The sequence below is a fragment of the Cedecea sp. genome, from assembly GCF_036500665.1.
Lineage (GTDB): Bacteria > Pseudomonadota > Gammaproteobacteria > Enterobacterales > Enterobacteriaceae > Cedecea.
In genome coordinates this window covers 151,784-170,405 of sequence record NZ_DASYBS010000065.1, presented here as the reverse complement: position 1 = coordinate 170,405, position 18,622 = coordinate 151,784, and the positions used below count along the sequence as shown (strand labels likewise).

Genomic DNA, 18,622 nt, shown 5'->3' with positions numbered 1-18,622 from the left:
TCAGTCACCCAGATATTGAATGGTGATGTGGTACTTAAAGACATGCTGCTGAATGCTTATCGGCTCGCGCTGGCCCTTACGCATCAGGTAGGTGATTTCGGTCACTAGCTTGCCGCTGGCATTGCGTAGCTCGCGCTTATCGCCTTTGTCGGTGAGCGTCCAGCCCTTCGGCAACTGTGGCTGCCAGGCGGAAATCGGCCAGTGGCTTAGCATCACATCGGCCAAAACCTGGCTTGCCGGAGGCATCTGTGGGACGACGATCGATTGTTCTGTATGCAGCCCCTTCTCATCGTAGGTGACGAGAAACAGGCGGATACCTACCGAAGACAAACCGGCCAGCGTCAGCTTTTTATCGTCAGCGCTAAGCATCACCAAAAGCGATTGGGTTTGTCCGTTGAAGCTGCCGGTTAGCAGTTGCTGGGCGTTCACCGCCGGGGAGATCCCCGGAGCCGGGAGCGTGACGCGCGCGCCAGGCTCCAGCCAGGCCTGCGGGCGACCTTGCTGGTCTTTTTGCGAGTGGCTACAGCCGGTAAGCATCAGCGCGGCAACAAGCGGTACGGCGTGCCAAAAGTTAAGCTTCATCATTTTCTTCTTTTCCCTTTTTTAGCGGGCATGGCCAGCGGCGACAGCAGGAAGGCGGTAAAAATCCCGCTGACCAGAACGATGCCAAAACTGCTTATTGCCTGCGTGGCGCTAAAGACCAGCATGCCGAGCGTCAGTAACGTTGTGGCCATTGCCAGCGTGATGGCGAGCAGGGAGGTCAGCGGCGTGCCGCGCGGGTTGCTGAAAAACAGCGTGTAGTTAATGCCGATGCCGAGCACAAGGACGAGGGCCAGCAGCGAAAACAGGTTCACGGCGTGACCGCTCAGCGATAAAGCGGCCAGGCCGCAGCCCAGTGACAGAATAGAAGGCACCAGGCTGATAAGCCCTTTGCGCCAGCCAAGACGGAGCATGGCACCGCAGGCGATGACGGCTAATGCCACCAGCAACAGGCCGGTCAGAATATGCCGATAAAGCGCGAACAGCGCGTCAAAAGTGTCTTTCCTGTCTACCCAGGCCACGCCCGGCTGTTTTGCTGCAAGTCCGTTTAATGCGTCGGTTTGCTTAACGCCATCAACCGGCACCAGCACGCCGCTTTCGTCATTGCTCAGCGTGATCCACAGCAGGCGCCATCCTTCGCTTGCCGGGCTTTTTAGCCAGTCGGCTACCGATACCGGCATCGGGCTAAGATCTGGCGTAACCGTTTGTAGCCCGGCCTGCTGCAGTGCCTGCGCAACGGCCGGGGTAGCACGCTGTAAAAGCGTTAAATCCTGCCGTTGACGAACAAGCGAGTTGATCGGTAGCGTACGGTAGCCCCCGATCAGGCCACTGTGCTTTGCCTGCTCCAGCGCGGGCGTAAAGGCCTCAAGCCGCTCCAGCGTTTGCTGCGGGGAATTGCCATAGACCACGAACCATTTCTGGTCGACGCTTTGCCCGGTCAGGGCGGTAATGGCTTTCTCCTGGGCGAGCAAATGCTGTGGCAGCGCCTGTAGCTGAGAGATATCGTCATCGACTTTGAGTGTCGAAATGCCCGCCAGCGAGAAGATTGCCAGCGCAACAGGCAGCCCAACGGCGAGTTTTTTATTCCGTCGCCAGGCGGCCAGCCAGCGCAGCATAAGGACCATGGCTGGAACCGGGCGAACCGGTAGGCCGTGGCAAAGCCACGGGTGCCAAAAAATGACCGTAAAGCAGGAAGCGCTTAACCCCACGGCGGCGAAAACCGCCATTTGCCGAATGCCTGGAAACGGGGCGAGCATCATTATCAGGTAGGCGGCGACGGTGGTGAACAGCGCCAAAAGCAGCGCGTTACGCACTTTCGCCAGGCTTTGCCACGGCGTGACTTCGCCGCCGTGCACCATGCGCTCGGTCAGGTAGTAAAGCGTATAGTCGGCGGAAATACCGATGATGCTCATACTCATCACCAGCGTCATCAGGTGTAGTTCGCCGAAGATAAGCAGGGTGACAACGGTACCGGCAAGCGCGCCGATACCGATGGAAATAACGCACAGCAGCAGCGGACGCAGCGAGCGGAAGACCGCCACAATCAGCAGCACCACGCCGAGAAGGGTGGCTACACCCAGCGTTGAAATATCCTTCTTCGCCTGCTGGCTGGCATAGTCGCTGTAAAATACCGTGCCGCGCGACAGAATTTGCGCCTGTGGGTAGCGCCCTGTTACTTGCTGTTTCAGCGAGTCCAGGGTGGTAACCAGAGCGTGCGTTTGCTGCATATCAAAGGAGGAACCTGCCAGTTCACCGTGCAGTAAATACCAGTAATTGCCGTGCTCATCCTGCGTCACCAGCCAGCCGTCCATTAGCCTGAGGCGCTGGCCATTTTTGGCCATGGCAAGCTGTGAGCCACGCATCAGCATCAGCGGATCGTTTTGCAGCTCTTTACCGCTAACGCCGGAAAAGGCGGAGTAAAGCTGAGAGAGAATCCACTGCGCCTGAGCATTACCGCCGTTTTGCAGGCGTGCTCGCGTGTCGCCGTCGAGCATGCCGTTGCGATGTTGCCAGAAAAAAGCCCCCCATTGTTGCTGGGTGGCGGCGTCCATCGGGCCTTTGACTTCCGCAAGCGCATGAGAGCGCTGCAGGAGAGCAAGCCAGGCCTGCGCCACCGTCGGGTCGGCTTTTTTCCCCGGGCTGACCAGCCAGACCAGCTGCTTGTCCAGACGCTGCATAAAGCCATCGTTCAGGGCGGGAGGAATAGCGCCCAGCGCCTGTTTTGGCAGCATGGCCAGCACGCTGCTGTTCATCCTCGAACCGGGCAATAGCGTGAGTAAAGCCGCCAGCATGATCAGGCAGGCGATTCCCCACAGCACGGCAGGGGTTTTGCGGTTACTGACTGGCAAAGCGTTGGCGTTCTTCATCGGTGAGCTTGGCCGGGGTCAGTTGATGTTGAGAGAGTGCGATATCCGTGCGATCGCCTTGTTTGTCATTCAGCTGAATGCTGTCCAGATACTGGCCGCCTGCCAGGTCTATGGTGGCGAAGATCTTATCCAGCGGCGTGACGATTGGCATCAGGCGCAGCGTCCAGCGGCCTTCGCCTTTATCGGTAAACTCCACGCGGAAGTTTTGCTCCAGGACTTTGCGGTCGGCCTGGAACAGCGCCCGCAGCAGGTGGTTAAACTGAAACATCTGCGGGTTATTTTCCGCGGTGATTGTTTGAGGTGGCTGGCCGTTGATGGCCTGGACCATTCGGGTGTCATCCAGCAGCAGCTTCATGGAGAAAGGGCTGGTCTGGTCCCACAGCAGACCTTTATCCCTGGCTATCAGCATCTCGCCGGATGATTTCAGCGGCTGAGGCAGATCTTTGATAGTGCGGCTCTGCTCAAAATGGGCGCGGATAACCGGCTGTTCGGTAAAACGCTGTTGTAGAGCGTCAAGCGTCAGAGCGTTGACGAAGGGGCTGATCAGCAGTGCCAGCATTGGCCAGTATTTCATGGAGTTACTCCCATACGTTCAAACAGAATATCCGGGCAGACAAAGCACAATTCATGGCTTTTTTCTTCGACCGCAACCTGGATGGTATAGCCGGTGGTGGCTCGCTTTCCGGTTTCCGCATCAAAAATTTCATAGCCGATGCGCAGGCGGTTTTCGTATTCCTCAATGCGCGCCCGAACGCGAATACGCTGTTCAAAGGTCAGCGCGTTGCGGTATTTCACGCGGGTATCGACCACCGGCCACAAATACCCCGACTCTTTCATCTGGCGGTAGCCGTAGTTGAACTGATTAAGCAGCGCCTCACGGGCGATTTCGAAGTAGCGAAAATAGTTGCCGTGCCAGGCAACACCCATCATATCGACGTCATGAAAAGGGATGGTCAACTCGACTTCAGCGGTAAAACGGGGATCGTTGTGCACCCTTTACTCCTTGTCTTTGATGTCCGGCAGTTGCCAGAAATCGAAAAAATTAAACCAGTCGAGCGGCGATTGCAGAGCATAGTGTTCAAGGCGCTCCGCGTAGCGGTCGATGGTGCGTTGCAGTGCGGCCTGGCGCTCCGCACGTGGCAGCAGCAGCGGGTCGGCAAAGGGTTCACAATGAATGCGTAACTTGCCGTCCTGACGGAGTGCAAAAATCAGCTCGACCGGGCAGCGCAAAATCGAAGCCAGAATAAACGGGCCCTGCGGGAACGGGGCCACCTGGCCCATAAACGGGCTCCAGCAAACGCGCCATTCGTTGCCGCGCTGGGGATTAACCGCGACGCGATCGCCAACGATGGCAATCCACTCGCCGCGATCCAGCTTGTCTTTGAGCAGCATGGCGGTCTCCGGCCCAATGTCGGCCACCGGTATCAGGTTTAATCCGGCTTCGGGCGCCATCTCCTGCATAATTTGCTTAAAGCGCTGGGCGTTATCGTTGAACACCAGGGCATTGATGGTTTTGCTGCCCTCAAGTTGAGCCAGCGAGCGGCAGGCTTCAACGTCACCAAGATGCGACGCCAGAAGCAGTTTTCCCGCGGTGCTGCTGGTGTTGAGCGTTTGTTCCGCGCCTGAGGCGAACAAAACATCACGACCCAGCTGCAGTTCGCCACGCCAGCCAGCGACTTTATCCAGCATGGCATCGCCAAAGCGCAGGAAGTGGCGGAAGCTGGTCAGGTTTTCCGGTATCGGCATGCTGCGGGCCGCCAGCTGCGTGCGTACGCGTGAAATCCAGCTTTGTGAGGCTTTACGAGCGCGGTGTGCGGTGAGCCAGTAAACGCCCACGACCGGATAAAGCAGCAGCGAAAATGCCCTTCGTCCCAGCAGGCGCCAGACCAGCAGCATCAGGCGCATTCCCCACAAGCCTTTAACCTCTTTCTGTTTTGCCCAGTGTTGTTTTTTACGGCGGAACAGCAGGGAAGGGATGCGCGGCAGCATGCCGAAGAACAGGCGGGTGTGCATCAGCGAAATACGGCAGTTATCTTTCAGCGCGTCAAAGTGCGACAGGCCGTCCTGCGGATAGGTGACGCGGGTTGGCACGAAATAGCTGGTGTTGCCCTGCCAGTAGAGGCGCACCATGACTTCGGTGTCGAAGTCCATCCGTTTGCCCAGGGGAACGCGTTTAGCCAGCTGCAGCGTAGGGGCTACCGGATAAACGCGGAACCCGCACATGCTGTCTTTAAGCTGCAGCGACAGCGTTTCTATCCACACCCACACGTGGGTTACCCAGCGGCCATACAAGCGTGAGCGAGGAATGGAATCGTCATAAATGGGTTGCCCGGAGATGAGCGCGTCCGGGTGCAGCTGTGCCAGCGCAAGCAATTTCGGGATATCTTCAACGGCGTGCTGCCCGTCGGCATCGACCTGTACGGCGTGGGTATAGCCCTTTTCGGCGGCAATTTTCAGCCCCTGAATGACGGCTTCACCTTTTCCGGCATTCGCCGGCAGGCGAATCAGCGTCAGGTTTGCATGTTGAGCATCCAGTTGTTCAAGAGTCTGGCGGGTGACCTCGTCGCTGCCGTCGTCCACCACGATGCAGGGTAAACCAAAGGGGGCCAGACGCGTAAGAACGCGTGGCATCATCGCCCCGTGGTTGTAGCAGGGGATGAGTACGCAGGGGCGAAAAGTCAGCGACATAAACGAATCTTCCCGCTGCTGGCGGTATGGCGTTCCTCGCCGTCGTGGCGCTTAAAGCTAAAGCTCAGGATCTGCCGGGCTTCCTGCCATTCCAGCATTAATGTGACGGTGGATTCCGGCAGCAGCGGAGCCTGGAACTTCACGTTCTGAATGCTGTGGAAACGGTAGTCCGATGCCAGCAGCTCGCGGGCATACAGCATCACCCAGTCCAGTTGGGCAACGCCCGGCAGCAGAGGCTGTACGGCAAAGTGGCCTTTGAACCAAAACAGGGAAGGGTCGAGATAAAGCACAACTTCCAGCGTTTCTGGCCGTGCCTGATGGCGCTCAATTTCATGAGGTTTCATGAAATAACTCCTGTAATTGCGCATAGACACGCTTGTTCATGTTATTGACCGGAATTTCGTCCACCACGCGCCAGTAGCGCGGCATGGCGACGGGTTCAAGCCAGGGCTGAAGCGACCTTCGCCATGCCATTTCCTGGGCTTTACCGCTGCGCTGCTGCCAGCGCTGGCGTGCTGATTCATTGAGAACCAGTAAGACGCCAATTCCCTGACGCCCGCCGCGTGAAACCGGCAGGGCGGCGGCCTCACAGATGCCCTCCAGCGTCAGCAAGCGCTGCTCAATTTCGGTCAGTGAAATGCGTTTTTCTTCAATTTTGACGACGCGCCCGCGGCGCCCCATCAGGCGAAATGTTCCGTCAGCATCAAAGTGCAGGATGTCGTCCAGCAGCAGGCCATCTTGTGCGGCAATGAGCGGTGAACGGGCACGGAAAGATTCACCCTCAGCGGCGATGTTTATGCCTGGGAACGGCCACCAGGGAATGTCATCTCGCTCGCGGTAGCGCCAGGCGAGTACGCCGGTTTCGGTACTGCCATAAATTTCATCCGGGAATACGCCCAGCCAGCGAGATGCCTGCGCAACATCTTGCCAGGGGAGCTGGCCGCCCGCCGAGAGAATAATGTCTACCGGTGGTGGTGAAAGCTGGAGATCAAGACGTTTCAGGAAAGCCGGGCTGCTAATAAACGCATAGCGGTGCCTGGGGCTCAGCGCGGCAAGCTGTTCGGCGTAGTAAAGCATCGCCGCGTGAAGTGGTTGCCCAAGCGCCATCGGTAAAAAGATGCGGAAGGTGAGCCCATAGAGGTGCTGCGGCACCACCGAGGCGACGATTCTGCACCCTTCAAACCGTTCGGCAAAATGCGCCGTCAGCAGCGCGGCCTCGTGGTCGAGATGGGTGATGGATTTGATCACACGCTTAGGCGTGCCGGTTGAACCCGAGGTGAACAGTTCCACGAAAGCATCGTCAGCAATATCGGGGAAAAAGACGGCTTCTTCTGCTATTTTTTGCTCTGAACGCACAATACAGAGTGGCCCCTGCCAGGCAAGGTCTTTGTCGCTCAATACGCCGTCGAACAGGCTGCATTGCTCATTAAGCAGCGCGACCCGGCAGTGCCCTGGGATAACCGGCGTTCTTCCGGCGTGAAGCGTCGCCAGCATTGCCACAAGAAACAGGTAGCTGTTTTCAAAGCACAGCGCCCAGCGCTGGCCAGGGCGATGGGCCATGTGCTGCATCAGCTGTGCGACGTCGTGGCGCAAATGTTCCAGCGTCCACTCCTGGTTGCCAAGCCAGGCAACAATCGTGGAGGAAGGGCGCGGAGCGGTTAACCACCTCGCCAGAGAAAGAGGTTGCTTCATTGTGATTCTCTTTTTATCACCCGACGGCGTACCAGCCACTCTCCTGCCATTAACGTCCCCATCAGCAGATAGGCAATCATGCCGTTCCAGGCCGTCCACAGTGCCATATCACCATACAGCGCGGTGAACAGCGCAATGCTCCCGTTGGCAATAAAAAACAGGCACCAGATTTGTGTGACGCGGCGGGTATAACGCACCGCCGTCTCAGGAAGTTCGGGGTCACGCAGTCGTGCCAGACGTTCGACAATCGGCATAGCGGACCAGAGTGATCCGCCGAAGACGGCAAGCATCACGCTGTTTACCACCACCGGGTAAAACAGCAGCAGCTGGTGCGTTTTCAGCAGATAACTGGCCGCGCACAGCACTATCCCAGCGACGGCCACAACCTGGGTGACGATCCGCAAAGGACCAGCCTGTCGTCGGGTTTGGCGAAAGCGGACAAACAGCAGCAGAGCCATGAGCGGTAGCAGCCAGTGCAGGCTGTTATGTGCCAGACCCAGCCAAATAATGCCTGGCCAGGCCAGCAGCAGCAGTCCCGTCAGCAGCTGTACACCCGGAAAAGCGCGAGCGCACGGCATAGCGCGTTACGCTTCTTGTAACAGACGTTCTACCGCGTCGACCACATCCTGTATGGTGCGAACGGCTTTGAACTCTTCCGGTTTGATTTTTTTGCCGGTTTTCTTTTGCAGATGGACAATCATATCCACAGCATCGATGCTGTCTAATTCCAGATCTTCGTACAGGCGAGCTTCAGGTTTGATGTCCTGAGGATCGATTTCAAACAGCTTCACCAGCAGCGCGGAAACTTCTTCATAAATAGCGTGTGGATCGGTCATAACGGACTCTCCTCAGGCTCGTTGAGCGTGAATGAAAGATGCCAGCGTGGCAACGGAAAAGAAGTGCTGGCGCATCTCTTCGCTCTCAGCGGAAAGCACCACGCCATACTGGTTTTTCACCGCCAGCCCCAGTTCCAGAGCATCAATCGAGTCCAGGCCTAAACCCTCGCCAAAGAGTGCTGCATCGGTGTCAATGTCGTCGCTCGACATTTCATCCAGATTGAGTGTGTTTATGATGAGATTTTTAATTTCAAGATAGAGCGCTTGCATCATTAATACCCGAAAGAGGGTTTGTCCCCTGTTGTAATTGAAGCAAAAGATGCCGGTTTAGCTGCCTTGCCGCCAGCGCCGGTTCTTGTGAATTTGCCTGGTGAAACTGGTCAATGCTTATCCGTTCGCGCACCCTGACGGTAAATAAGGGTTTTGCTGGCGGGACATTGTACCATTTGCTTTGCTTGTCCAGCAGGTTCTCACTGCAGTGGATCGTCGCAACGCGTAAGTCGCTGCCGCAGCGCACGGCGATATTGGCCGCACCGCGCTGAAGCGTCATTTTACCGCCGGGCTGCGTTCGCGTGCCCTCGGGAAAGATCAAAATTGTGTCACCTTGCTGCAGCCGCTGGCGGCTGGCGGGTAATAGCGCGTCGGCCTGACTGTTAACCAGATAGTCCGCGGCACGAATGACGCCGCTGACAAACGGGTTTTTAAGCAGCGCATCTTTAACCAGGCAATCTGTCTCGGGCATGACGGATGCGAGCAGAACGTAGTCAATCAGCGTTGGGTGGTTGGCCACCACCAGGCAGCCGCGCTCGGCGTGAAGAATGTCCCGCCCCTCAATATGGTAGTCCAGCACCCTGATGGTTTTTGCGATCGTCAGAAAAAGGCGAAAGCTTGCGGCAATACTGCGGCGCGCGATGCGGCGACGTGTTGCAGTATCCCTGATAAACACCAACAGTAAGTTAAACCAAACGGTAGAGAGCAGTAGCCCGCCGAGGCCAAACAGCGCAAAACAGAAGCCCGTCATGACCAGTCGCCATAGCCAGTTTAGCCGTGCCGCAACGCCGCTCATGCGCGACTCCATTGCCATTCAACACGCTCGCCCGGTAGGGTAAAGGCCGAACAGTCATTCAAATAGTGCTGTAAAAACAGCAGGCTTTGCGGCAATGTGGGTTCGCCGGTGGCCTCGCTTTTTTGCGTGCTGCACCGTAGGCTGCTTCCCGCCTCAAAGACCAGCGCAACGGCGTACGGCCAGGTGGGCATCTGCGGCGCGATATGCGGGTGGTAAAACGTCGGCAGCTGGCCGTCAAAGTCAACCATCAGGACTTTCTGGTAACCCGCCTGCAGCAGGCAGATGACTTCGCACAGCCCCTGCTGGAAGGTGTCTTTACCGGCGGACAGTGAGGCTGACGTAATCGGTTTTTTCGCGGCAATCGTGAGGTTACCAACGGATGAATTATGAACCGAAAGTGCGAAATCCGTCGGAGAGAGCGGTTGTTCCGTCGCCAGCGCGTGCAAAATGCGGTAATTACGCTCGAGTTCTCCGTGGCGGCTGGTATACAGCACCGCATCAATTTGATGGCGACGCAGCATTGCCAGCCCGCAGTCAACGGCCAGTTTGCTACCTGAGCTGAGGCGGCGGGCCGTCATCATCGGAAGCTCGCTTAATGCACCCAGGGGGAGCGTGGGGTCGATAGCCTGCCCGCGCTGTGACCACTGTTGCCACTCTGTCGCGTTGCTGAGGCCCGGCGCTTTCGCCTGCCAGTCAATAATGTTAAGTGTAAATTTCATCCGCGTGATTCTGCGATAATTCAATGATTATATTACGGTTACACTAAGCACCAGCGCTGAGCGCGCTGGGTCAGGAGATTTTCTGGCATACCAGCAAGGTATGACCCACGCCTAAGTTATCGTGGCGTTCTGAAACCTGGAACCCAGCCATTTCCAGATAACGATAAAACTTCTCTACGCTGTAAAAACGGCTGTTGCCGTTGGCCATGCAGGTAAAGTAAAGCGAAGAGGCGTTAAGACTAAACGAAGCCGCTTCAAATTTTTGTGCGTCCCAAAACAGTTCCATCACGCAGAGCCTTGCGCCCGGCTTCATCACCCGGGCAACGTTGCTGAGAAGCGTAATGATTTGCTCCGGCGAGAAGCAGTCCAGGAACTGGCTCATCCACCAGATATCTGCCTCTCCGGGCAGGGGGGAATCGCTCAGCATATCTACGCTGTGGAAATCAATACGTCTGGAAAGCCCTGCATTCTCTATATTTTCACGCGCGAGTGCAATTTGTTGCGGTAAATCCAGGAGGGTAACCGCCACTTTTTCATCATATTTGCAGCAGCGTAATGCCCATTTCCCCGTATTTCCACCAACGTCATAAAGACGAGCCGGTTGGCTGGCGAAAACATGTGGTAAGGCTGCTTCAAAAGCCGCATCGGAATAGTAATGATCGAAAGCAAACCAGCTTTCACGGGCTGAATCTGGTAACTGCGAGAGCGCCGGGTAAATGGTTGGCCAGTTGCCAAAAACTTTCAGGCCCGAAGGCTTGCCCTCTTTTAGCGCGTCTTCCAGGAAGAACAGCCCCTGATAGCAAACGTCCTGGGTAAAATCCATATTCACACGCGTCATGGTGTCGTGCACCAGGAAATGACCTATTTTAGCCAGGAAATAATGCGTATTTTGCCGGAAAATAATACGCCCGCTTAGGCCCATATCCAGTAAAACGCTGGCAGCATATTCGTTAACGTCACAGTGTTCTGTTATTTCTTCGAGAGTTGCACCACGTTTACCTTGCCGATCGAGGTAAGCGAGTACGCCAGCATTGCGCAGGCAGAGCGCCGTTTGAAATAGCATGGGGGCAAAAGCGATTCGCTGGGCTTCCGTGATAGCATCCAGTGCGCTAAGACTGTCCTGTTCGTACATGCGTTGCGTAACCTGTTAACGTAGCAATAACAATAAGAAAACGCTGAGCCGCCAGGCCCAGCGTTAAGCATAATTACAGACCCGAAGAGGCGAGATTGACCTGAATATCTTTGTCGAGATTGCGAACCCAGCGGTTGTAGTTTTTGTGGATTTTGCCGTCGGAAGCGCGCAGGTTCAGACTGTTTTCATAATTAATAGAATAGCCATTCGCGGTGTAATTAATGCGCACGTCTGCAGTGAAATCACGAGCCTGTTGGCGGGCTTTGATAACCCCAGGGCTAACTTCGTTCATTATCCACTGGCGCTGAATACCGGCTTTAAGAATCGCATTTTTAACCTGCGCGTCAGTGTGACCCGCGCTAACGGTTGTTTGAATATTCGCGATAGGTGCCGTACGCGCACAGCCAGCGAGAACCCCTAAAATCACAAACATACCGAATAACTTTGCAACCTTTTTCATAACTTCTCCATTTATAAATAACCATCGGAAATATATCGGCACCGCCGTGAATAACATTAATAGATAATCTACGTCAATGAGTGAGGGGTGATATGTTATTTATCTGGTACGGATATTTACATTTCAGCAAAATAAAATGCACTGGCATGAATGATATCAGCTTTGTCAATTAATTAAACAAAGATAAATCTTCTTTTTGTACAGAAACTATAACTATTGGTAGTTGAAATTAAGCGATATAAGCGGGTAATGGAAGTAAAAAATAATCGCTGTGGCAGATTCCCCCCTGTAGAGACAGAGGGGGGACAGGATTAGCGATGGAATTCACCGGCGGCTTCCGGCTGGTATTGCAGCGCCAGAACTTCGAGGTTCGTCTGGCTGCCGTTTGGTAAGATCCAGTTGATCGCATCTCCCACCCGCAGGCCCAGCAGCGCGGCACCAACCGGTGCCATAACGGACAGCTGGCTGTCGCTGTCGGTCAGGTTTGCCGGGTAGACCAGCGTACGAACGTGGACTTCCCGGGTGCTTAAATCGCGAAACTCTACGCGGCTGTTCATGGATACAACATCCGGTGGCATCTTTTCCGGGCTGCACATCTCAGCGCGATCCAGCTCGGCGTTTAGCGCCTCTGCCACCGGGGCTTTGGCGTACTGCGGCTGTTCCAGCAGGCGGTCAAGGCGTTCGGCGTCTAGTTCGTTAATGATGATGGCAGGTCTGGACATTATTCTCTCCGTGTAAAAAACAGGGCACTCATGTGCTGAAAGCTTACAAAGAAAAACCCTCACCGAAACCGGCGAGGGTTGTTCATGTAAGAATGATGATACTGAGCTTAGCGTACAGTTGAAAGCGAGATAACTCACATTTTGGCTTTGCCTTCGCCGCTTACAAAATCACGCTGCCCAACGCTGCCAGCAGGAAGGCAATGGTCCCGATCAACGTTTCCATGACCGTCCAGGTTTTCAGCGTCGTTTTCTCGTCCATTTCCAGGAAGCGCCCCACCAGCCAAAAGCCCGAGTCATTCACGTGAGACAGGACGGTTGCGCCGCCTGCGATGGCGATAACGATAAAGCACAAGTCAAACTGGCTGAGGCCGGTGGTGGCTTCGACCATCGGCGAGACCAGCGCGGCGGTGGTCGTCAGCGCGACGGTTGCAGATCCCTGAGCGACGCGGAGCGCGGTTGATATAACGAATGCGGCAACGATAACCGGCATTCCGGTATCCGAGAGTACGCCAGCCAGCGCATCACCAATGCCGCTTGCACGCAGTACGCCGCCGAACATGCCGCCCGCGCCGGTGACCAGAATAATGCCGCAAATAGGGCCGAGGGCGCCGTCACAGACTTTTTCCAGATGCTGGCGACTGTGTTTACCGCTGAATATCGCCAGCGCAAACAGCACGGTGATCAGCAACGCAATTGGCGTTTTGCCCAGCATACGTAAGAAGTTAACCAGCGTGTTGTCGGCGCTGACCCAGCCGAGTACCGTGGCGGTGTTAAGGCCGGTATCCAGGAAAATCAGCACCAGCGGCATGAGCAGAATCGTCATGACCATGCCGAACGACGGTGGCTGGTGGTTTTCGTCAGCCTCAATTTTACCAAGGAAGGAGCCAGGCAGCGGAATATCGAATTTCTTCCCGGCATACAGCCCAAACAGATAGGCACCGATGTACCAGGTCGGGATGGCGATAATCAGCCCCACGACGACCAGCAGCCCGATGTTTGCCCCCAGCAGCTCGCTGGCGGCAACCGGCCCTGGATGAGGCGGCAACAGGGCATGCATAACGGCAAAGGCGCCGGCCGCCGGGAGGGCATATTTCAGCGTGGAGCCACCAAACTGCTTCGCCACGCTGAAAATAATCGGCAGCATCACCACCAGGCCCGCGTCGAAGAAGATAGGGAAGCCGAACAGCAGGGACGCGACGCCCAGCGCGAAGGGGGCCCGGTGCGAGCCGAAGGTGCCCACCAGAGTGTCGGCCAGCACCTTTGCCCCGCCGGAAATCTCCAGCAGTCGGCCAATCATGGCGCCGAGACCAACCAGCAAAGCTACTCCCGCCAGCGTGCTGCCGAAACAGCCCAGAATCGTCGGGACGATTTTATCGAAGGGAACGCCGGTCACGAGTGCCACCACGACGCTTACCAGGGTCAGCGCCAGGAAGGCATGCACGCGAAAACGCATGATCAACACGAGCAGGAGCACGACGGAACTGGCGGCAATTCCCAACAGGGTTCCTGCGCCTAAACTTGTTGTTATTTCAGTCATATTATTTCCCCAGAGCCGAATTTTTAGATGAATGCACCAATGGTGTGCCATCAGATACAGCTGATACCGGTAACATGATATCGGTAACATTGGGGCGGCTGTAAACGAACTCTGTCATGTTCGTTTACATTTTGGGATGAAGTTCAAACAATCAAAATAATCAGGGTGAAACCTGTACGAGAGAATTGTTTGGCCAGGGAAAATCTGACACGCACCTGTGTCGGGTTTGGCTCGCAGGCAGAGGATATGGGGGATAGAATTTACCCCAAGGGATATCCAGTTGTCGGCAGACAGTAGAACGACTGTGTTTTTATTATGTTTTTCTGGCAGTAATCCTTTATGGGTAATTTATTTCAACGGGGCGGAAAATTCTTTTATTTATTTTCACGCTGGCTAAAATCCACGCCCGTTGAATATCATTGGGAAATGCAGTTTCTTTGTGTTTTTAATCTAGTTGGTTGATATTGTTAGTATTAATTTCATCATGGATGGTTCTATGCTTAAAGCGGTTTTTTTCTCTACGGCGCTACTGCTAACCGGCTGTACGGCCTCGGATTTTATCAGCGCGACGGGTGAAATATTAAATGCCAAAGACTCGCATGATAAAAATATGAGAAATGAAAGAATTAAGGCTGCTAATAAAGCCGCAGGTTATTAATTCAGGCTTTCAGTTCGGTAATTCCGTAGCAGAAGAGATGTATTTTCGAATTATTGAACGAGCGGGCCAGCGATTTATTCGCTGGTCCGCATGATTTTAACGAACATTGTGTTCTGCAATCGGCAGCAGAAGCTCTTTGAGGATCTCGTAGCGCTGCTGTGGCGAGAGCCAAATAAAGCCCAGTAGCTTTTGCTTTTTACCTTCGCTTTCAAACTGCGCTTTTAACTGCAGTAAATACCGTTTTGTTCTGCTCATGATGACCTCCAGTTCCGATACCTGAAGGCTATAACCAAAAAACCTGAACAAATAGTGATGCGATTAATTTTTGACTTCAGTATTTATCTTTGCTCAGTAGCCAACCGCATCCAGGCGGAAGCTTTTCCCGCAGTTACCGGGATGTTTTTGCGGTGCAAACGAGGCGCTTTGCAGCGGCTGGTTGATCTTATCTGCCAGCAGTGAGATCTGCATTTCCGTGAGAAAGGCTGGATTGCCGTCGCAGGTTAGCTTTATGGCTTCTACGGCGTCGCTGCCCCAGGTGTTCTTCACGGCCTTGTTGAACGCCTTACGCGTTACCACCTGGCCGTAGTTCTGGGCTAGAAATTTACCAAACTCGCTCTGCTTCACTTCGCCGTTAAGCCGCACCATGGTGCCGAAGTAATCGTCCGGGTTAAAACCAAAGCAAACGCCATGTTTGGCGTATTCGTAGCGCTCAAGGCAGGACTGGCCTCCAGCACCGGGCATCACACCCGCCAGTTTTGACGCCATTTCAACGGAAAGCCCGGTATCCGGCGCAGCGCATTTGTTTGAGGCTCTGGCTTCGGCCATATTCGGGATGGGGCGAGTCGCACAGCCATAGCGCATCCAGCGTTTTTCATCTACACCACGGGAAGAGACGGATTTTGGCAATCCGGGCCAGAGGCCGTGAACGGTAAGGAATGCGCTTTTATCTGCTTGTTCCTGCTGAGTCTTGCACTCCGCTGGCTCATTACGGTTGCGGTCATGCATGCTCTGACAGAAGCCGGTTTGCCAGGAGAGTGCCAGCACGTAGCGGTCAAAGTCCCCGTACTGGCTGGGCTGCAGCGGGTCGGCATGGGCTGCGACAGCAGGGAGCAGTGAGGCGGTGAGAAGTAAGACTTCTTTCCACGGTGATTTCATGCGGGGATCCCGAGTGCTAATTATTTTTCGATGTTTTTATTAAACCATAAAAAAAGCCGCTCAGCTTTAACTGACCGGCTCTTCGCTTATCTGGAAAAGCAAAAATCTGGCGTCCAGCGAACCCGCGCCGTTAGCTCCAGAGCGCCAGAATCGGCCAGCCGACAAGCAGCAGCATGGCAATATAAATGACCCCGAAAATGGCTCCCAGCCGCCAGTAATCTTTTGACTTAACGTAGCCACAGCCGTAGATAATGACGCCCGGTCCGGTGGCATAAGGCGTCAGGCAGCCCATGATACCAATAGAAAGCACCAGCAGGATGCACAGGTGCTCCATTGGGACGCCTGGAATGCCTTTTCCCACGGCAAGGATCACCGGCAGCATGGTGGCTGTATGCGCCGACAGGCTGGCGAACAGATAATGGGCAAAGTAAAACACCAGCACCAGTACTATCACGGTGGTATTCGGCGCAAAGCCTTCCAGGTGGGTACTCATCGTGTTGGCGAACCAGTCGATAAAACCTGAGCGGGTTAGGCCACTGGCCATGACAACCAGCGTTGACAGGTTCACCAGCGTATTCCAGGCGCTGTGATATTTGGTTATCTCTTTCCATGGAACGACGTGCAGCGCCAGCATCAAGGATACCGCAAGTAGGCCGACGGCGGTGGCATCAATTATTTTTCCGCCAAACACCCAGAGGCCGAGGCTAAGTAAAACCAGGGCAATCAGCGTAAATTCTTTGCGCGTAAGGGCGCCCATTTCTTTTAGCGCTTCACCCGCCCAGTTAGAAACCTCCTCGCTATGGGTGATTTCGGGTTTATACAGTACGTAAGAAAGCCAGGGAGCCACGATCAGTAAAATGAGACCGACAGGCAGGAAGCTCAGGAACCACTGTAACCAGCCTATTTGTATGCCTGCGATCTTATTCACGAACTCCAGGCCCAGCACGTTAGGTGCGGCACCGGTGACGAACATGGAAGAACTGAGGCTGGTACTGATGACCATCATCCACATCAGGTAGCCGCCGATGCGGCGTGAGGAAGGATCGTTAGGGAAGGATTTGAACAGCGGCGGCAGATTTTTAATGACCGGGAAAACGGTCCCGCCTGTGCGCGCGGTATTTGAGGGTGTGAAAGGGGCAAGAAGGATGTCGATAATGACAATCGCATAGCCTAACGTCAGCGTGCGTTTCCCCATAAACTTAACCATAAACAGGGCGATGCGACGGCCCAGGCCGGTAACTTCATAGCCCAGAGCAAAAATGAACGCGCCAAACACCAGCCAGACGGTGGTGCTCGAGAAACCGGCCAGCCCCCATTTTAGTGCCTGCTTACCCGCTTTAAAGGCGGGGTCCGCCAGCTCCGTGGCATCAAACAGCAAGTAATTACTGCCAATGACGCAGATGGTCACCGCGATAAAACTGATTGCTGTTGCCGGGATAGGCTCCAGGATCATCCCGACTATCATGGCAACAAAGACGGCAAAAAAGTGCCAGGCTTGAGGAGGCATGCCGTCAGGAACCGGAATGAGCAGCATCACGGCCATGACCAGCAGCGGGGCCAATAACTTCCATATTTTATCTTTTGAAACAGACATAACTGATTCTCCAGGGCGGTTTTATAGTGATGTTGGATTGGGGGTGAAAGATGAGATCTCGGCTAAAAACCAGGTGATGATCAGCAGATCGGCACTGCCGCCGGGGCTGAGGTTGCGTGCGATACACAATCGATCGAATTTCTGTAAGCGGGGAAGGTTCGCGGCCAGGCGCATCCCCCCCTGGCACAGCAAGCGTTTCGCCTCGCACTTTATCCATTCAAGGCCTTCAATTCCGCCTCGTGAGGCGACGTTGGTGTCGTCATTTCTGGCGATTAACAGCAGCAGAGTATCGAGCAGGGCAAGGTCTGGATTTACGCCTGCCGCCAGCTGCGCTTTGTAGTGCGGCAGAGCCAGCGCTATCACCAGCGGGTAGCCCGCTTCTGCCTGGCCTCGTGCGCCAGTCAGACCAAACCGCCGGTACAGACGCTTCCCAGCGGTCTCCATCTCATTGTGTTTTGACAATTCACGTTCGGTTAACCCGCGGCAAAAAGCGGCGACGGTTTTGCAAATATTGTCGGGCGAAAGGTGTTGGCGTTGGGCGTACAGGCGGCCAATAGCGGCGAACATCAAACCGAGGGAAAAAATGGTGCCTTTATGGGTATTAACCCCCGCTGTTGCACGAAACATGGCCTCCTCACAAGCCAGACCAACCGGGCGCAGCGTGCAGATTACGTCACTTTCCTCGAGATGGATGCTCGACGCGCCCTGTTCTATAAACCGTGATAGCCACGGGTAAATAACCCGGGCGCTGCGGTAAAAATCCTCGATCGTCATATCCCGGTGCGCCCCACAATTGAAGCGATCGACCAGACCGGGTTTCGGCGAAAGATTGACCTCCGCGAGCATGGCCTGGTATGCCTTTTCACTATACCTGGCCACAATTTGCCGGGGGATAAGCGTTTTTTTACCGTTGGGTTGCGTGGTCGGCATCATTTAGCAGAGACTCCATCCTGGCGGTAAGATCCTGAAGCGAATGCGTTTGTTCGCGGGCACAGTACGCCGCATCCTGCTGGCATAGCAGACATCCTCTTGGCGGTAGAGAAAAATCCTTGCGTGACAGGATGTTGCCCTGGGGAGTAAGAACATCAATATCCCAGAGTCTGCCCAGCGGATGCGACTGTTCAAGTTCGATAGCGGCCTGCTTGACCTGACTCGCCGGGGCATCAATAACCAGCAGTCCTTCAGGGCCGGTTATCACCGGAAAACAGGTCTGCTGCCTGATTTCCCAACCGGACGCTTCAGCAAGCAGACGCAGCGCCCGGATCCCGTGGTTAAAGATCCGCCGCGTTAGCTCGCTGTCTTTAATCGGCCCCGGCGAAACGACGGTAAAGGAAATCAGGGGGGCTGAATGGCGGGCAAGCCACGCCTGCTGTTTTGCCTGACGAGCGTCCCGGCCGGCAAGAAGTTCCGGCAACGCGATCACCCGATGGGTGGCCGAGGTGACATAAAGAGGCATC

Annotated in this window: 22 protein-coding genes; 1 reads left to right on the top strand and 21 read right to left on the bottom strand. The window is 55.1% G+C overall.

Annotation, left to right across the window (positions count from 1 at the left end; all coding sequences use genetic code 11):
• The 16 genes from VGM55_RS11425 to VGM55_RS11350 all read right to left on the bottom strand — a co-directional run bounded on the left by VGM55_RS11425 (position 1) and on the right by VGM55_RS11350 (position 13,758).
• A complete protein-coding gene (locus VGM55_RS11425; RefSeq protein ID WP_154185230.1) occupies positions 1-585 on the bottom strand; it encodes a DUF3261 domain-containing protein in 585 nt (194 codons plus the stop codon).
• Positions 582-2,906: an MMPL family transporter gene (locus VGM55_RS11420; protein ID WP_331635497.1), complete on the bottom strand. Its 2,325-nt coding sequence runs from the start codon at positions 2,904-2,906 to the stop codon at positions 582-584. Before VGM55_RS11420 ends, VGM55_RS11425 begins: the two co-directional genes overlap by 4 nt.
• Complete coding sequence (locus tag VGM55_RS11415; RefSeq protein WP_331635496.1) at positions 2,875-3,480, bottom strand: outer membrane lipoprotein carrier protein LolA; 606 nt, start codon at positions 3,478-3,480, stop codon at positions 2,875-2,877. Before VGM55_RS11415 ends, VGM55_RS11420 begins: the two co-directional genes overlap by 32 nt.
• Positions 3,477-3,899, bottom strand: a complete 423-nt coding sequence (locus VGM55_RS11410; protein ID WP_331635495.1) for a thioesterase family protein — start codon at positions 3,897-3,899, stop codon at positions 3,477-3,479. The genes VGM55_RS11415 and VGM55_RS11410 overlap by 4 nt, the downstream gene beginning before the upstream one ends.
• 3 nt (positions 3,900-3,902) lie before the next feature.
• On the bottom strand, positions 3,903-5,594 hold the full coding sequence (locus tag VGM55_RS11405; protein WP_154185227.1) for a glycosyltransferase family 2 protein: 1,692 nt from the start codon (positions 5,592-5,594) through the stop codon (positions 3,903-3,905).
• On the bottom strand, positions 5,585-5,938 hold the full coding sequence (locus tag VGM55_RS11400) for a hydroxymyristoyl-ACP dehydratase (protein WP_154185226.1): 354 nt from the start codon (positions 5,936-5,938) through the stop codon (positions 5,585-5,587). Before VGM55_RS11400 ends, VGM55_RS11405 begins: the two co-directional genes overlap by 10 nt.
• Complete coding sequence (locus tag VGM55_RS11395) at positions 5,925-7,286, bottom strand: AMP-binding protein (RefSeq protein WP_154185225.1); 1,362 nt, start codon at positions 7,284-7,286, stop codon at positions 5,925-5,927. The genes VGM55_RS11400 and VGM55_RS11395 overlap by 14 nt, the downstream gene beginning before the upstream one ends.
• Entirely contained in the window at positions 7,283-7,864 is a 582-nt protein-coding gene (locus VGM55_RS11390) for a hypothetical protein (protein WP_154185224.1), read from the bottom strand. The genes VGM55_RS11395 and VGM55_RS11390 overlap by 4 nt, the downstream gene beginning before the upstream one ends.
• 6 nt (positions 7,865-7,870) lie before the next feature.
• Positions 7,871-8,122 (bottom strand): acyl carrier protein, encoded by a 252-nt coding sequence (locus VGM55_RS11385; protein WP_154185223.1) that lies wholly within the window; start codon positions 8,120-8,122, stop codon positions 7,871-7,873.
• 12 nt (positions 8,123-8,134) lie between these two features.
• Positions 8,135-8,392 carry a phosphopantetheine-binding protein gene (locus VGM55_RS11380; RefSeq protein ID WP_038474790.1) on the bottom strand — a complete coding sequence of 86 codons (258 nt, stop codon included), beginning with the start codon at positions 8,390-8,392 and terminating at the stop codon, positions 8,135-8,137.
• Positions 8,373-9,206, bottom strand: coding sequence for a lysophospholipid acyltransferase family protein (locus VGM55_RS11375; protein ID WP_331635494.1), 834 nt, complete (start codon positions 9,204-9,206; stop codon positions 8,373-8,375). The genes VGM55_RS11380 and VGM55_RS11375 overlap by 20 nt, the downstream gene beginning before the upstream one ends.
• A complete protein-coding gene (locus tag VGM55_RS11370) occupies positions 9,185-9,907 on the bottom strand; it encodes a beta-ketoacyl synthase chain length factor (RefSeq protein ID WP_331635493.1) in 723 nt (240 codons plus the stop codon). The genes VGM55_RS11375 and VGM55_RS11370 overlap by 22 nt, the downstream gene beginning before the upstream one ends.
• 70 nt (positions 9,908-9,977) lie before the next feature.
• Positions 9,978-11,039 carry a methyltransferase gene (locus VGM55_RS11365; protein WP_154185220.1) on the bottom strand — a complete coding sequence of 354 codons (1,062 nt, stop codon included), beginning with the start codon at positions 11,037-11,039 and terminating at the stop codon, positions 9,978-9,980.
• 73 nt (positions 11,040-11,112) lie between these two features.
• Positions 11,113-11,499, bottom strand: coding sequence for a hypothetical protein (locus VGM55_RS11360; RefSeq protein WP_154185219.1), 387 nt, complete (start codon positions 11,497-11,499; stop codon positions 11,113-11,115).
• Positions 11,500-11,810: 311 nt separating this feature from the next.
• Positions 11,811-12,221, bottom strand: coding sequence for a nucleoside diphosphate kinase regulator (gene rnk / locus VGM55_RS11355; protein ID WP_154185218.1), 411 nt, complete (start codon positions 12,219-12,221; stop codon positions 11,811-11,813).
• 160 nt (positions 12,222-12,381) lie between these two features.
• Complete coding sequence (locus VGM55_RS11350) at positions 12,382-13,758, bottom strand: GntP family permease (protein ID WP_331635492.1); 1,377 nt, start codon at positions 13,756-13,758, stop codon at positions 12,382-12,384.
• 496 nt (positions 13,759-14,254) lie between these two features.
• On the opposite strand from VGM55_RS11350, the gene VGM55_RS11345 reads away from it, so the two are divergent.
• A complete protein-coding gene (locus VGM55_RS11345; RefSeq protein WP_167549831.1) occupies positions 14,255-14,416 on the top strand; it encodes a hypothetical protein in 162 nt (53 codons plus the stop codon).
• A gap of 96 nt (positions 14,417-14,512) precedes the next feature.
• Here the strand turns inward: VGM55_RS11345 and VGM55_RS11340 are convergent, their stop codons facing one another.
• From VGM55_RS11340 to citX, 5 genes are all read right to left on the bottom strand, one after another.
• Entirely contained in the window at positions 14,513-14,671 is a 159-nt protein-coding gene (locus tag VGM55_RS11340; RefSeq protein WP_154185216.1) for a hypothetical protein, read from the bottom strand.
• 93 nt (positions 14,672-14,764) lie between these two features.
• Positions 14,765-15,571, bottom strand: a complete 807-nt coding sequence (gene rna / locus VGM55_RS11335; RefSeq protein ID WP_154185215.1) for a ribonuclease I — start codon at positions 15,569-15,571, stop codon at positions 14,765-14,767.
• Between the two features lie 130 nt (positions 15,572-15,701).
• Positions 15,702-17,165, bottom strand: coding sequence for an anion permease (locus tag VGM55_RS11330; RefSeq protein WP_154185214.1), 1,464 nt, complete (start codon positions 17,163-17,165; stop codon positions 15,702-15,704).
• A gap of 21 nt (positions 17,166-17,186) precedes the next feature.
• On the bottom strand, positions 17,187-18,098 hold the full coding sequence (gene citG / locus VGM55_RS11325; protein ID WP_414648247.1) for a triphosphoribosyl-dephospho-CoA synthase CitG: 912 nt from the start codon (positions 18,096-18,098) through the stop codon (positions 17,187-17,189).
• A complete protein-coding gene (gene citX, locus VGM55_RS11320) occupies positions 18,070-18,621 on the bottom strand; it encodes a citrate lyase holo-[acyl-carrier protein] synthase (protein ID WP_331635491.1) in 552 nt (183 codons plus the stop codon). Before citX ends, citG begins: the two co-directional genes overlap by 29 nt.
• Between the last annotated feature and the right edge of the window lies 1 nt (position 18,622).